The organism is Desulfosarcina sp., assembly GCF_033791525.1.
In the GTDB taxonomy this organism is placed as follows: domain Bacteria; phylum Desulfobacterota; class Desulfobacteria; order Desulfobacterales; family Desulfosarcinaceae; genus Desulfosarcina.
The window spans coordinates 13,149-28,092 of the sequence record NZ_JASJGN010000168.1; the positions used below are offsets into that span (position 1 = coordinate 13,149).

A 14,944-nucleotide genomic window follows, 5' to 3' on the forward strand; every position below is an offset into this window, starting at 1 on the left:
TCACCTCTTATGGTCCAAGGATGGCAAAATTCGCCTCCTGACCGTGGTTAAGAATTCACCGGGCTGGGACCCAGGGCCTTGATTTTATCCGTCATCTCGGTTGCGATTTCGGCAAAACGGGCTCCTTGGGCTGATGAAAGATTGTACATTTGCACCCGTTCCGGCTCCATGCCCAGCTCTTCAAGGGTTCGCTGAACGTACTCGACTTTCCGTCTGGTTTTGAGATTTCCTTCCAGGAAATGACATTCACCTTCCAGTCACCCGGCCACGTATACGCCGTCCGCCCCGCCTTCGAAGGCGGTCAGCAGATGAAGGATGTCCACCCTGCCGCTGCACGGCACCTGAATCACTTTCACATTGCTTGGATAATTCAAGCGCATGGACCCGGCCAGGTCGGCAGCTGCATAAGCACAGTACTTGCAGCAGTAAGCCAGGATCTGGGGTTCAAAGGTTTCATTCATGATCTTTCTCCGATGATGTTAAGGTATAAAAATAATTCGGGCGCCCGGAGTTCTCAGGCTGCCGGTGATTACTGGCGCCCGTATTCCACTTTATTAGGCCGCCTCCCCTTTCTTCTTTTCAAAAAGGGCCGCCGTCTTGGCAACGATCTGTTCGTCGGTAAAATGCTTGAGCTGGATGGCCTTTCCCGGGCATTCGGCGACACAACTGCCGCAGCCATGGCACTCAGCCGGTTCGATCACCGCATGACCTTCCTCCCCGATATAGGGAATGTGATACGGGCAGGTTCGCACGCAGGTCACACAAACGGCACACTTGTCCGGATCCACTTCGGCCACCACCCCGCCCACCAGGATCGAATCCCGCGAAAGGATGGTCATGACCCGTGACACCGAGGCCCGGGCCTGGGCGATGCTTTCGTCCAGCGCCTTGGGATAGTGGGCCAGACCGGCCATGAAGATGCCCTCGGAGCTGAAGTCCACGGGGCGCAGCTTGGCATGGGCCTCCACCAGGAAGCCGTCGGCATTGATCGGTACTTTGAACAGTTCGAACAGGTCTTTGTTTTCATTGGGCAGCACGGCAGTCGCCAGCACGAGCAGGTCCGGATTCAGCTCTACAGGCATCTGGAGCACGTGGTCCCTTACGGTCACACTCAGCTGACCGTCGGCGTCCTTGACATCAGGCAGGTTGTCCTCCAGGTTGTAGCGAATGAAGATAATGCCCTTTTCCCTGGCCTTTTTATAAAGCTCTTCGCGGAATCCGTACGTGCGGACATCGCGGTAGAGCACATAGATGTCCATCTCCGGACTGCGCTCCTTGAGCGTCAGGGCGCTCTTGACGGTGTGGGTGCAGCAAAGTCGGCTGCAGTAGGGCCGCTCCACGGTCCGCGATCCCACGCACTGGATGAAGGCCACGCTCTGGGCGGTGGACAGCCGGGGGTCGTCTGCATCCATGGCTGCATCCATTTCGAAGTGCGTGAGCACATTGGGGTTCTGAGCGTACAGGTACTCGCTGGGAATGTACTCCTTGCCGCCGGTGGCGATGATGGTGGCACCGTGCTCCACCACCGTCTCCGTGAGCGACTCACCGGAGGTCATGAGTGTGGTGGTGAAGTTGCCCATGATACCGGTGGTTTCCACCGGCTCCGTCTTCATCAACACCCGAATTTTTTCATGGTTGCGCACCCGCTCAACCAGCGATTCCAGGTACGGTTTCACCGGCTCCCCCTGCCAGGTGGTGCGCAGCTTGTGGGCCACGCCACCCAGCATATCACCCCGCTCCACCAGATAGACCTGGAGTCCCTGGTCGGCAACCCCCAGGGCTCCCTCCATACCAGCCACACCACCGCCAACCACCAGCACCTTCTGGGTGACTTCAAGTCGGACCTGGTGCAGCGGCTCGATGAAGGCGGCCTTGGCCACGGCCATGCGGACCAGGTCCTTGGCCTTGGCCGTAGCGCGTTCCGGGTTGTTCATGTGAACCCAGGTGTTCTGGTCACGGATGTTGGCCATCTCAAACAGGTACTTGTTCAAACCGGCGTCCCGGATGGTCTCCTGGAACAGGGGTTCGTGGGTTCGGGGCGAACAGGAGGCCACCACCACCCGGTTGATGCCATGTTCCGTGATCACCTCTTTCATCTTGTCCTGGGTGTCCTGGCTGCAGGTGAACAGGTTGTCCTCCACATGCACCACATGGGGCAAGGTGGCGGCATACTCCCTCACCGCCGGCACGTCAGCCACGCCACCGATGTTGATGCCGCAGTTGCAGACAACTACGCCCACCCGCGGCTCCTGTCCGGACACATCGATCTCCGGTGGCAGTTCCTTGGTTTTAATCAGCGACCCTCTGGCTTTCGCCAGTGACCGGGTGGCCGTGGCGGCGGCGGCGGATGCCTCCATGACCGACTGGGGGATATCCTTGGGCTCCTGGAAGGCGCCGCAGACAAAGACACCCGGCCGGCTGGAACTCACCGGTTCGAGGGTCCGGGTGGCGGCATGCAGGTGTTCGTTGAGATCGATGCCCATCGTTTTGGCCAGGTCCACCGATTCCTTGTTGGGGGCCAGGCCGACGGCCAGGACCACCATATCGAAGGTTTCCTCGACGAGTTCGCCCTCTTCGGTGATATAACGCAGGCTTAGGTTGTCGTCCTCCACCGGATCGATGGTATGCACCTTGGACCGGATGAAGCGCACCCCTTTTTCATCCTTAGCGCGCATGTAGTATTTTTCAAATTCCTTGCCGTGTGTGCGCATGTCCATGAAAAAGACAGCCGTATCCAGCTCTTTTTCGCTGTGCTCCTTGGCGATGATGGTTTGCTTGTTGGTGTACATGCAACACACCGAGGAGCAGTAGCTGTGATCCGAGCAGTTGATATCCCGGGAACCCACGCACTGAAACCAGGCAATCTTTTCCGGCTCCTTGTTGTCCGACGGCCGAACCAGGTGGCCGGCATAGGGGCCGGATGCGGAAAGGATTCGTTCCATCTCCAGGCTGGTAACCACATTGGGATGGTTGGCGTACGAATAGGTTTTGTGCTCGGTGGGGTCGAAGGGGGTGAAACCGGGAGCCAGGATAATGGCGCCCACGTTGATCTCCTTATAGTCAGCCACCATGTCATGGTCGACGGCATTTGCCAGGCAGGCGTCCACGCACTGGTAGCACTCGGAGCAGAGCCCGCACTTGAGGCATCGATCGGCCTCGGTCTTGGCCTCTTCTTCGTTGTAGCCGAAGGAGACCTCCAGAAAATTGCATTCCCGCGCGTCGGGGTCCAGGCAACGGACCGTGGTGCGCGGTTTATTAACCTCTTCACCCATCTCGGGTTTGACAAAATCCCATTCTTTCTGTCGACCGTCCGTGAGATCCAGCCCGTTGATGAAGCGGTGGATGCTCTCGGCGGCTTCCTTGCCGCAGGCGACTGCGTCCACCACCGATTTGGGACCGTAATAAGCATCGCCGCCGGCAAAAACCCAGTCGATGGGGGTCTGCAGGGTCACCGGGTCAGCCTCCAGGCCACCAGGCCGGGAAATGGCGACACCCTGCTCCTTGATGCCGTCCAGGTTGGTGCTCTGGCCGATGGCGACAATAATGGTGTCGCCGAAAAAGGGCTGGCATTCCCCCTCATCGTAGGCGGGGTTGAAGCGACCGTCTTCATCGAACACAGCGCTACAGGTCTTGAATTCGATGCCCGACACACGCTTGCTTTTGTCTATGTAAAAGGACTTGGGGCCAAAACTGTTGACAATATTGATCTCGCCTTCCAGGGCTTCTTCAATCTCGTGTTCCCAGGCGGGCATCTCCTCCCGTTTTTCCAGACAGATCAGGGTGACGTTTTTGGCGCCTTTGCGCTTGGCGGTCAGGGCCACGTCGATGGCCACATTGCCGCCGCCCACCACGACGACGTCCTCTCCGAGATCGATATCCTTGCCCATAGAGGCATCACGCAGAAAGTCGACGCCCTGGAGCACGCCTTCGGCATCCTCGTTTTCCACGCCCAGATTACGCCCGCCGTGCAGCCCGATGGCCATGAAGCAGGCCTTGTAACCGTCGGCTTTGAGGCTTTCAAGGGTAATGTCCGAACCGAAGGTCACGCCGCATTTAATCTCGGCACCCATTTGTCGGACCACGTCGATTTCCTCGGCCAAAAGGTCTCGCGGAAGCCGGTATTCGGGAATGCCGTAGCGCATCATGCCGCCCGGTTCGGGAAGTTTTTCGAAAATGGTTACCGAATAGCCCTGCTGGAGCAGGTAATAGGCAGCCGTGACACCGGTGGGACCGGAACCGATGATGGCGACCTTCTCGTCGCGAGGTTCTGCCGTAATTTCCGGAATGTAGGTCTCTCCACTCTGCTTTTCATAGTCGGCCAGAAAGCGGTGAAGTTCGCGAATGGCCAATGGCTGATCCACATCGTTGCGGGAACACTCACTTTCGCAGGGGTGGTGGCAGACCCGGCCGCAAATCCCCGGGAAGGGGTGGTCCTGCTTGAACAGCTTCAGGGCCTCTTTGTAGCGGCCGTCATTGATCAGGGCAATGTATCCCTGGATGCTCACGTGAGCCGGACAGGTCGCCTTGCAGGGGGCCGTACCGCGCTTCTCGATGGCAAAGGCACTGGGCATGCCCTGGGGGTAGAGCTTGAAGGCCGCCTTTCGATCCCGAAGGCCCTCGTCAAACATGTTGGGCGTGTCGATGGGGCAGACCTTGGCGCACTCGCCGCAGGCCGTGCACTTGTCCATATCAATGTAACGGGCGTTCTGGCGCAATTTGACCGTGAAGTTGCCCATCTCGCCGGTTACCTCTTCGATCTCCGTCAAGGTCATCAGGTCGATGTTCAGATGCCGTCCACACTCCACCAGTTTGGGGGAGATGACGCACATGGAGCAGTCGTTGGTGGGAAAGGTTTTGTCCAGCTGGGCCATAACGCCGCCGATGGCCGACTTGGTTTCGGTCATGTGAACATAATAGCCCGAATCCGCCAGATCCAGGGATGCCTGTATGCCTGCAATGCCGCCGCCAACCACGAGTACGGAACCGACGACATCCTTGCCTTGGGTATTTTCTTTTTCTGCCATTACACGTTCCTCATGAAGGTGTTGGTGATAGAGAGGTTATGGGTGATTTTGCCGTCCATCAGACCCTGTCCAGTAACTTCTGCAGCTTGTCTTCCCAGCCCATGGCTGAAATCAGGGCGCCGGCAAAACCGGCCTCCTTAACCGCCGAAATAATATCCGTGGCGATGGAAAGGCTTTCCACGGCTTTGTCCGGGGCACGCATGAGCCGTTTAATCAGGCCCTGTGAGATGGTCACGTTCAGGTGCCGGGCCAGGTAACGGGCCATTCCCACGGACTTCAACAGCATCACGGTGGGGACAATCCGGGTTTTTTGTAGATCAATCTTTTCCAGAAACGGAGCAATGGCGCCGAGATCGAAAACCGGCGGTGTGATGAAAAAATCCACGCCGGCCTCAGCCTTCTCAGCCATCCTGGAGAGCTCTTTTTCAAGTTCGTCACCGGTGGCCCGGGCATTGACGGTGGCACCGACCAGAAACGAGGGGGCACCGGACAGTTCATTCCCGGCCAGATCCTTACCGGTCTGAAGCGTGGAAACGGCCTTGAACAAAGTCATCAGATCGATATCGTTGACCGCCTTGGTCTGGTGATGATCGCCCAGGCCGGGGTCTTCTCCGGAAACCCCCATGATATTGAGAATGCCGCACCCATAGGCGGCCAACAGGTCCGCTTGAAGGGCGATCCGGTTGCGGTCCCGGCAGTTCACCTGCATGATGGTTTCCAGCCCCTTGCGCTGAAGAATCATGGCCCCACCCAACGAACTCATCCGCATGACGGCGTTGCCCATTTCCGGCACGAGGAAGGCATCCACCAGGTTCTGTAAACGGACGGCGCTGTTGACCATCGTTGAAACATTCACCCCTTTGGGCGGCTGCATCTCCGCAAGAATGGTGAACTTGCCGACATCGAATTTGTTTTTTAAATGCATAAGCCAATCCCCTTATGGTTGATGCGGAAAACACGTGAAAACGGTTAATAAAAAAGATGCGTCAAATCGGTATCTGGTGCCGGAAGACAGTGACCGCCTTCCGGAAAAGAGGGTTCCTAAAACGGATGCTGCCAGGTTGTATCATTTTCCTGCCATTATGGGACAGCAAGCCCTGTGCCAAGCCCCCCTGCGGCCGCACAAAATAAAATTTTCGTATGTTATTAACAAGTTAAAACCACATCAAAGATTAAACCAAAATGGTGACGAATCAGAATACAAGTAGACATCTATGCCAAAATGGACTATAAGGGTCGTAAAACGATGAAAAATTAACTCGTTATGGGGACTGTTCCAATATGGGGTAACCCATTTTGGCACAACGAGAAAGGCCGTGGTGATCGATGAACAGTCATGTTGTCGTCGTGGATGATGATCGGGACTACCTGGAAGTGCTGGGAAGAAAGCTATCCGAAATCGGTTTTAAACGTGTCCGCCTGGAGGACAATTCAGTCAAGCTGGCTGAAGACGTGGAAAAGGGGCTGTCTTTCGACCTGGCCCTCATCGACATGACCATGCCGGAGATGGACGGCATGGCCCTGCTGGAAAAAATAAAGGCGAATTCTCCATCCACGGAGTGCATCATGGTAACGGCCATCAACGAGGCACGCATCGCGGTGGAGTGCCTGAACAAGGGGGCCTATGACTATCTGGTCAAGCCGGTGGCCACCGAAGACCTGTCCCTTTCCATTAAACGGACACTGGAACGAAAACGGCTTCTGGACTTGCTGGACCTCGAGAAGCGAGATGATTTACCCACGCTGGAAAACGAAGAGCCATTCCGGCCCATTGTCACCCAATCCAAAAAAGTCCTGCGTATTCTCAAGGAGGCGGAGCTTCATGCCTCCAGCCTTGTTCCCATTCTGATCACCGGCGAAAGCGGCACCGGCAAGGAGCTTCTGGCTCGCGCCATCCACGGCGCCAGTCCCCGGGCCCAGCATCCTTTTAGCCCCATCAACATGTCCTCACTATCCAGCTCTCTATTCGAGGCTGAATTTTTCGGGCATACCAAAGGCGCGTTCACCGGGGCTGAACACGGCCGGGTCGGCTACCTGGAACACACGAACAAGGGAACCCTGTTTCTGGACGAAATCGGAGACCTGCCGTTATCCCTCCAGGGAAAACTGCTGCGGGTGTTACAGGACGGTGAGTTCTCCAAACTCGGATCGAGTGCCCGGCAAAAGGTGGACCTGCGTTTCATCGCCGCCACCAATGAAAACCTTGAACAGATGATGGCCCAGAAGCGTTTTCGTAAAGACCTGTATTACCGCATCCGCGGCGGATGGCTTCACTTACCCCCGCTGCGCGAACGCCAGGAGGACATTTTTCTGCTGACGCGAAAATTTCTGGAGAAGTATTACGATGTGAACAAGCAGGGCTTTATCGAAAAGACGGCGCTGGACCTGTTGATGCGCTATCACTATCCCGGCAACATCCGGGAGTTGAAATCCGTTCTCCAGTCGGCGGTCAATTTGGCGCGCGGCGAACCGATCCGGAAAACCCACCTGCCTTCGCATATCACGGCAGCCCTGAAAACGTGTGAAGATGAAGACCTGGCCGCCGGCAGTTCAGGTGTAAAACCGCTTTCGGAGGTGGAAAAGGCGCACATTTTACATGCGTATGCGCAAACAGGAGAAAACAAGTCCAAAACCGCCAGACGGCTGGGTATTGGCCTTAATACGCTGCGGCGCAAATTGGCCAGCTATGGCATACAATGATTGACGGGTTCGTAAAAATGCCGATATCTGCGTTACGCTTCATCCCTCGTCACTGCAGCGTACCATAAGTACGCCTCATTCCTCGGGATTCGCAAGCCTTGATCTCGGCTTTTTTTCGAACCCGTTGGAAATGCGACTCTCTACGAGGGCATCGATGATTGGGTTATCGCTCTCCGCGGCGGTAGGGTTCCGCCAGCATGGCCGGGGCGTTGAGGCGACGGCTGTCTCGAAGCCCGCCCACCAGAAGCACCAACAGCGTCGCCAGATAGGGCAGCATGGCTAAAAAGTTCGGAGAAATCCCCAGGGGCTGGAGCATATACTGAAGCACAAAAATCCCGCCGAAAAGGAACGCGCCAAACACGGCCCGCAGGGGATTCCACAAGGCAAAAATGGTCAGGGCGATGACGATCCAACCCCGCCCGGCGGTCATCCCCTCGATCCATGATCTGCTGTAGGACGTGGACAGGTGGGCGCCGGCCATGGCCGAAAATCCGCCGGCGGCGATCACAGACAGATAGCGGATCCGCGAGACATTGACCCCTTGGGTTTCCGTGGCCTTGGGGTTTTCTCCGGCCGAACGGATGCGAATGCCCAGCAGCGTGTGCTCAAGCATGAACCAGACCCCAATGGCCAGGAGTATCGCCAGGTAAAAGAAAGGACTCTGATTGAAAAGCACCGGCCCCACGATGGGAATGTCCGACAGGAAGGGGATGGGCATGGTGTTGATTTTAATGGCCAGCGGCTTTCCCACATAGGGTTTTCCCAACAAGCCCGCCAGCCCCAGGCCGAGCATGGGTAGCGCCAGCCCGGAGACCACCTGGTTGGATTGAAGGCTCACCGATGCAAACGCATGGACCATCGAAATCAACATCCCCGCAACAATGGCCGCGCAGAGCCCAAGCCAGGGGTTGCCCGTATGGTGCGTGACGATAAAGGCGGTCACCGCACCCACAGCCATCACGCCTTCCACGCCCAGATTAAGGATGCCGGATCGCTCAGAGATGATCTCGCCGATAGTGCCGAGCAGCAGGGGGGTGCCGGCAACCAGTGTGCGCTGAACCACAGAAATGATAATCTCCTCCATGGGTTAACCCCTTTCCCCTGCCAGTATACGAACCTTGTTCTTCGTAAAAAAGTCACCCATGATCAGAAAGATCAGCAGGGTTCCGTTGAAAACAGCCACCGTCGCCGCCGGCAATCCGAGCGATATCTGAATCGCGTCTCCACCCACGAGGATGCCGGCAAAAAAGATGCCTGAAAAGATTACGTAAATCGGATTGAGCTTGGCCAGCCAGGCCACAATAATCGCCGTAAAACCATAACCGGAAGAGATGGAGTCCGGATAACTCAAATAATGGTGGATACCCGCCACCTCACCCACACCGGCCAGACCGGCCATACCGCCGCTGATGACCATGATGAGCATCGTCGTTCGGGAGAAATCGATGCCCGCGTATTTCGCCGCATCTGGATTTTCTCCGATCACCCGCACCTCATATCCGAAACGGGTCTTGTAGATGACAATGGTCAGCACCACGACGGCGACCACCGCCACAATCAAGGTGGCCGTGTGAATTCGTGATCCTGGCAGCAGGGATAAAATGGCCGAATCCGGGAGATCGTCGGTATACGGAAAACCAAACTTTTTTGGACTTTTCCAGGGTCCGACGATCAGCAATGTGAGAAACTCAGCACAAATGTAGTTGAGCATCAGCGTGGAGATCACCTCATTGATGGAAAACCGGAGCTTGAGGATGGCCGGAATCAGTCCCCAAAACGCGCCGCCGAGAAACCCGGCAAGAAACATCAAGGGGACGATTACCGGAGCGGGAAGTGACGGCCCCCAGTTCAACCCCACCCAGGTGCCGAAAATGGCTCCCATGAGAAGCTGGCCCTCGGCACCGATGTTCCAGAACTTCGCTTTGAAGACCACGGCAAGCCCACCGCCGATAAGAATGAGAGGAATGGCCTTGGTAATGGTCTCCTTGAAACCATAGAGGCTGCCGAAGGAGCCGCTGAATATTTTCTTGAACGCAAAAAACGGGTTCACGCCACTGATAATAAAGAGCAGCCCGATTGCGACCATGCCGGCGGTCAACGCCAGGACCAGGGTCAAAAAGGTGCCGAGGGCGGAAATCTGCTCGCGGTCCGAGACTTTAAAGTGAAGCATCCGCCCCCTCTCCCGCCTTTAGATCCCTGGTCCCGGCCATCATCATCCCGATGTCCGCAATCCGGGGATCATCCGATTCCAGAATTCCCATGAAACTCCCTTGAAAAATAACGGCAATCCGGTCGCACAGCTCGAAGATTTCTTCCAGATCTTCAGACACCAGAAGGACTGCGCCGCCTTCTGCCCGAAGCTTGAGCAATTGGTTTCGCAGATACTCGGTAGCACCCACGTCCAGGCCGTAGGTGGGGTGGGAAGCCACCAGCAGGTCCGGCTTGTCCGCAATTTCACGGCCGAGAATCAATTTTTGAATGTTGCCGCCGGACAGGTTTTTCGTCTGAACATTGATGGACGGCGTCGCCACCTGAAAATCCTTGATCAGCTGGCGGGTATGCGCCTTGATTCGACCGTAGGCCAAAAAGGCCCGTCGTGAAAACTTCTTCTGGTGGTGCTGCTTCAGGATCGCGTTTTCGTATATAAAGAGGTTCGGTGCGATGCCAAACCGGATACGTTCCTCCGGCACATGGGAAACGCCGGTGTTGTGGATTTTTCGGGGGGACTGGTTGGTAATGTCTATATCGTTGATCCGAATCTGGCCGTGGGTCACCATCCGCAGACCGGTGATGGCTTCGACCAATTCGCGCTGGCCGTTTCCGGAAACACCGGCTATACCGAAAATCTCGTTCCTGAAAACCTCAAAGGAGATGCCGTTGACCACCGGATAGCCCTTGTCGCCATCGACCCTGACGTCTGCCACCTCCAGAACCTTCTCTTTTCTTGGTATCTTTTCCCGGGAAAAGGAGAAGATCACGTCTCGGCCGATCATCATGCGTGCGAGAGAGCGCTTATCGAGCTGCCCAGCGTTCGCATGCCCCACCACCTGACCTTTTCGCAGAACGGTTACCCGGTCGCAAAGCCTTTTGATTTCATCCAGCTTGTGGCTGATGAGAATAATCATCTGCCCGTCTTCTCTCATTTTTCCCAAAACCTGAAAAAAATCTCGGGTTTCCTGAGGAGTGAGAACAGAGGTCGGCTCGTCAAGAATCAACAATCCGGCGCCATTGATCAGGGCTTTGACAATCTCCACCCGCTGCTGTTCGCCGGCAGACAGCTGCCATACTTTCTTTTCGGGATCGATGTTGAAATTGAATTTTTCTGAGAAGGAGACGACGCGCTGCCGTATTTTTTTCTGAGGAAACAGCTTGGGCGCATGCGCATAACCCAGGGCGATATTTTCGATCACCGTATGGTTCTGCACCAGCATGAAATGCTGGTGAACCATGCCGATGCCATGGTCGATAGACGCCTTGGGTGAATCGATAAAAATCCGTTGGCCATTGACCCGGATCTCTCCGGTGTCGGGTTGATAAATACCGTAGAGGATATTCATCAACGTTGTTTTTCCGGCGCCATTTTCTCCCAGCAGGCCCAGAATCTCGCCGGAAGAGACCTTCATGCTGATGTTGTCGTTTGCACGAACGCCCTGAAATGACTTCGAAATATTTATCATTTCAAGAGATTCAATTTTTTTCATAATGGCCGACATCCGGAAAAACAAAAGGGGGCCGGCTCGGGCGTACGGCTCCCCTTTAATTCACAACACGCGTCTTATTTGGGAAGACTTCCCACAACGTTGTCTACATAGTACATGACACTCAAAAGATCTGCCTTGGATGCTTTTTCACCCGCTTTGACCTGCATCTTTCCGGCATTGTCTGAAATGGGACCCATGTATGGATCGAAGAGGTCCGTGCCTTTTTTCATCTGTTCATAGCGCTTGAAGACCAGGTCATAAACGGACAGCTTTCCAAAGTCCTTTGTCTCCACGGAAATGGCCTTCAACGCGTCTACGAACTTGGGATTGATCGGATCGTCGAATGAACCGCCGAGGATCGCCGCTTTTTCGGCAACCAGCCACCACTGATCATCACTCGTCCAGGTCCCGTCATGAAGATCCTTGAGAATCTTTTCGTACATGACCCCCCAGTCCACCAGCTGCCCGGACACCACCGAGTCTTTTCCATAAGGCTGCATGGGGCTGTAATGGCTGAACGTATAGATCTGCCGGCCTTTTTCCGTATGTTCCTGGCCGACTTCAATAACAGCCGGCGTATCCTCGGTAAATGCCAGGGAATCGCAGCCTTCGGCGATCAGTGCCTCTGCCGCTTCCCTGGCCTTGTCCGGCCCATACCACGCGTAGGTCCAGCGCACATGAACCTCAGCCTTGGGGTTCACGGCTTTGATGCCAAGGGCGAAGGCATTGATATGACGTACCAGCTCCGGAATGGGAAAGGCCGCCACATAACCGATTTTATTGCTCTTGGTCAACCCACCGGCCATCAATCCGTTTAAATAATAGGTCTGGTAGAGGTCGGCAAAATAGGTCCCCACATTTTTGGTCTGTTTGAAGCCGGAACAGTGCATAAAATGCTTATCCGGATATTTCACGCCCGCTTTGATGGTGTCGTCCATGTATCCAAAGCTGGTCGTGAAAACCACGTCGCATTTTTCTTCCTGAATAAATCGGTCGACAATTCTTGCGGAGTCCGCTTCAGCCACGGATTCGATGAAAACGGTTTTCAACCAGGGAAGCTGCTTTTCGGCATATTTTCTTCCCACGTCATGGGCATGGGACCAACCATAATCACCAACCGGCCCTACATATACAAAGCCGGCCTTTAGCTGTTTTTCAGCGGCCACTCCCGGGCCGGATCCAAAAAGGGTAAGCAGCACGACACAAAAAACGATCCAAACGAAACGCTTACGCCAGATTCTAACGCCCCTCATTTGCTCCTCCTTTTCTTGACAGCACGCACATTGGTTTCTTTGTTGGTAAACTCAAGTAGAACTTTTAACTACGATGATCCGATTCCTTAAGTCAACAACAGTGTTTTTCAAATCTGACGCAGGCAACCACTGGCTGGGTGATTCATTCGGCGCGTATGTTTCAATGTAAGAAATATTCTGATTCTACCCCTAATTCAGATTTATCATTGACTTTGTTTGGGTGGTATGATTGTTTAATTATTCTGGTGTTTTATGTAAAATCACGGTTCCCTTCAATTTCAGCTCAAGGCGTCAGCCCCCTTTTTATAAAGGAGGCTGACAGCATCAGTATGAGGAGGATAAATCATGTACGGGTTAGCGGCCATTCAGCAAGCCAACGGTTGGGCCATGGCAGCCGCAGGAGCCAGTATTGTTCTTGTCGGCTTGGCGGTACTTTCTTTTCTAATATCGATGATTCCCCGCCTTACCGGTCTTTTTGAAGAAAAAGCCCCTCCGCCAGTCGAAAAAGTTGAAACGGCGACCAAGCCTAAAACGATCGTCCCAGATAAACTTCCGAAGGACCTTGGTGCCGCATCAACAATCTATATCTCCCTGACCGAAGACTTGGGTGAGGCGTTCAACTTGATCGATCTACACAAAAAATCCAAGGAGATCGGTCTTCCCCATCCCCATCTTTCGATTAATCGCTTCAGAGAGGCAGGCGTACTGGTAGCGGTTGGCGACGGACGCTTTTCCTGGCAACCCCTTTCCGAAGAATAGATAAGGACCTGATCAATGGAACTTTTACTACAGTTTCTCAGCAATACCGGGTATTACCTGTCCGATTATCGGCACTTTTTAATGTGGGGCATTGGAATGCTCTTCGTCTACCTGGCCATCGGCAAGCAATATGAACCCTTATTACTGCTGCCCATCGGTTTTGGCGTGTTGGTTGGCAACGTTCCCTTTTTTAAGGGTTTCGGCCTGGGCATCTATGAGCCGAACAGTGTACTTCACTATCTTTATTTTGGCGTAACGAGCGGTGTCTACCCGTCGATTGTTTTTTTAGGCCTTGGCGCCATGACTGATTTTTCGTCGCTGCTGGCGCGGCCCAAATTGATGCTGCTCGGCGCGGCAGCCCAAATGGGCATCTTCTTCACCCTGCTCAGTGCCCTGGCCTTGGGTTTCCTGCCAAAGGAGGCGGCGTCCATTGCAATTATCGGTGGTGCAGACGGCCCGACATCCATCTTTTTAACGGCTAAACTGGCACCGCACCTGATCGGGCCCATCGCCATTGCCGCCTACTCATACATGGCATTGATTCCGATCATTCAGCCGCCGATCATGAAACTGCTAACGACTAAGGCCGAGCGCCGGATCCACATGCCCGACCCGCGCCCAGTTTCAAGAAAGGAATTGTTGATTTTCCCGGTGATCGGTTTGTTCCTCTGCTGCTTTCTTGCCCCGGCGTCCATTCCGTTGCTGGGAACCTTCTTTTTTGGAAACCTGATGAAAGTCAGCGGCGTGGTCGACCGCCTTGCCCAAACCGCCCGAACCGCCATCATCGACACGGCGACCATATTATTAGGGTTTACCGTCGGCGCCAGTACTCAGGCGGATGTTTTTCTCACCACCAAATCTGTCGGGATCTTCGCTCTTGGGGCCGTGGCATTCAGCATCGCAACGGCCTCCGGCTTGATCTTCGCCAAACTGATGAACCTGGTTTGTAAAGAGAAGATAAACCCGTTGCTTGGAGCAGCCGGCGTCTCTGCGGTTCCCGGCTCCGCCAGAGAAGTTCATGTCATGGGACAGAAAGAAGACCCTTCCAACTACCTGCTGATGCACGCCATGGCGTGCAACTCTTCCGGCGTGATTGGCTCTGCTATCTGTGCCGGCATTCTGTGGAGTTTTACGGTAGGATAACCACCTTCGCTATCATCTTCCGTGGGTTTAATAAACGCCAATGCCGGAGAAGGGTCTTCCTTCTCCGGCATTTTTAGTGCCCGATCTGCAGTGCCACGATTTGCTCTTGACCACTCGGATTTGACTGTGCCATTCTTTATCCCAAACTGAGCGATTCACCTTTCTCGAAGAAGGTCGATTGGTAACGATCGCGGTGGGGTACCATCAATGGTTGTATTGCAAAAGGTGAAACCCATTGAGATTGCCGATCTTTATCCGCCTCAGGCGGATCACCACATCTTCGGCGTTAGATATCGCCGCGCATAGTCCACTATAGCGCGACGACATCTGCCTTGAATCTGCGGCAAGCTCGACAATCGCTCAG

At 54.8% G+C, this 14,944-nt stretch carries 11 protein-coding genes; 4 read left to right on the forward strand and 7 right to left on the reverse strand.

Annotated elements, in window-relative coordinates:
- Positions 1 to 47: 47 nt before the first annotated feature.
- The 3 genes from QNK41_RS08125 to QNK41_RS08135 all read right to left on the reverse strand — a co-directional run bounded on the left by QNK41_RS08125 (position 48) and on the right by QNK41_RS08135 (position 5,949).
- Positions 48 to 461, reverse strand: a complete 414-nt coding sequence (locus QNK41_RS08125) for a hydrogenase iron-sulfur subunit (RefSeq protein WP_319255573.1) — start codon at positions 459 to 461, stop codon at positions 48 to 50.
- 93 nt (positions 462 to 554) lie between these two features.
- Positions 555 to 5,024, reverse strand: coding sequence for an FAD-dependent oxidoreductase (locus QNK41_RS08130; RefSeq protein WP_319255575.1), 4,470 nt, complete (start codon positions 5,022 to 5,024; stop codon positions 555 to 557).
- 58 nt (positions 5,025 to 5,082) lie between these two features.
- Entirely contained in the window at positions 5,083 to 5,949 is an 867-nt protein-coding gene (locus QNK41_RS08135) for a methylenetetrahydrofolate reductase (RefSeq protein WP_319255577.1), read from the reverse strand.
- Between the two features lie 34 nt (positions 5,950 to 5,983).
- Between QNK41_RS08135 and QNK41_RS08140 the strand changes: the two genes are divergently transcribed.
- Together QNK41_RS08140 and QNK41_RS08145 are read left to right on the forward strand one after the other, a co-directional pair.
- Entirely contained in the window at positions 5,984 to 6,232 is a 249-nt protein-coding gene (locus QNK41_RS08140; RefSeq protein WP_319255579.1) for a hypothetical protein, read from the forward strand.
- A 118-nt stretch (positions 6,233 to 6,350) separates the two neighbouring features.
- Positions 6,351 to 7,724: a sigma-54 dependent transcriptional regulator gene (locus QNK41_RS08145; protein ID WP_319255580.1), complete on the forward strand. Its 1,374-nt coding sequence runs from the start codon at positions 6,351 to 6,353 to the stop codon at positions 7,722 to 7,724.
- Positions 7,725 to 7,887: 163 nt separating this feature from the next.
- On the opposite strand, the gene QNK41_RS08150 is transcribed toward QNK41_RS08145, so the two are convergent.
- The 4 genes from QNK41_RS08150 to QNK41_RS08165 form a co-directional block, all read right to left on the reverse strand.
- Positions 7,888 to 8,808: an ABC transporter permease gene (locus QNK41_RS08150; protein WP_319255582.1), complete on the reverse strand. Its 921-nt coding sequence runs from the start codon at positions 8,806 to 8,808 to the stop codon at positions 7,888 to 7,890.
- A 3-nt stretch (positions 8,809 to 8,811) separates the two neighbouring features.
- Positions 8,812 to 9,894 carry an ABC transporter permease gene (locus QNK41_RS08155; protein ID WP_319255584.1) on the reverse strand — a complete coding sequence of 361 codons (1,083 nt, stop codon included), beginning with the start codon at positions 9,892 to 9,894 and terminating at the stop codon, positions 8,812 to 8,814.
- Entirely contained in the window at positions 9,881 to 11,425 is a 1,545-nt protein-coding gene (locus QNK41_RS08160) for an ABC transporter ATP-binding protein (RefSeq protein ID WP_319255586.1), read from the reverse strand. Before QNK41_RS08160 ends, QNK41_RS08155 begins: the two co-directional genes overlap by 14 nt.
- Before the next feature lie 74 nt (positions 11,426 to 11,499).
- Entirely contained in the window at positions 11,500 to 12,678 is a 1,179-nt protein-coding gene (locus tag QNK41_RS08165; RefSeq protein ID WP_319255588.1) for a BMP family ABC transporter substrate-binding protein, read from the reverse strand.
- Positions 12,679 to 13,023: 345 nt separating this feature from the next.
- On the opposite strand from QNK41_RS08165, the gene QNK41_RS08170 reads away from it, so the two are divergent.
- Together QNK41_RS08170 and QNK41_RS08175 are read left to right on the forward strand one after the other, a co-directional pair.
- A complete protein-coding gene (locus tag QNK41_RS08170) occupies positions 13,024 to 13,437 on the forward strand; it encodes an OadG family protein (protein WP_319255589.1) in 414 nt (137 codons plus the stop codon).
- Between the two features lie 15 nt (positions 13,438 to 13,452).
- Complete coding sequence (locus QNK41_RS08175) at positions 13,453 to 14,580, forward strand: sodium ion-translocating decarboxylase subunit beta (protein ID WP_319255591.1); 1,128 nt, start codon at positions 13,453 to 13,455, stop codon at positions 14,578 to 14,580.
- Positions 14,581 to 14,944: the final 364 nt, after the last annotated feature.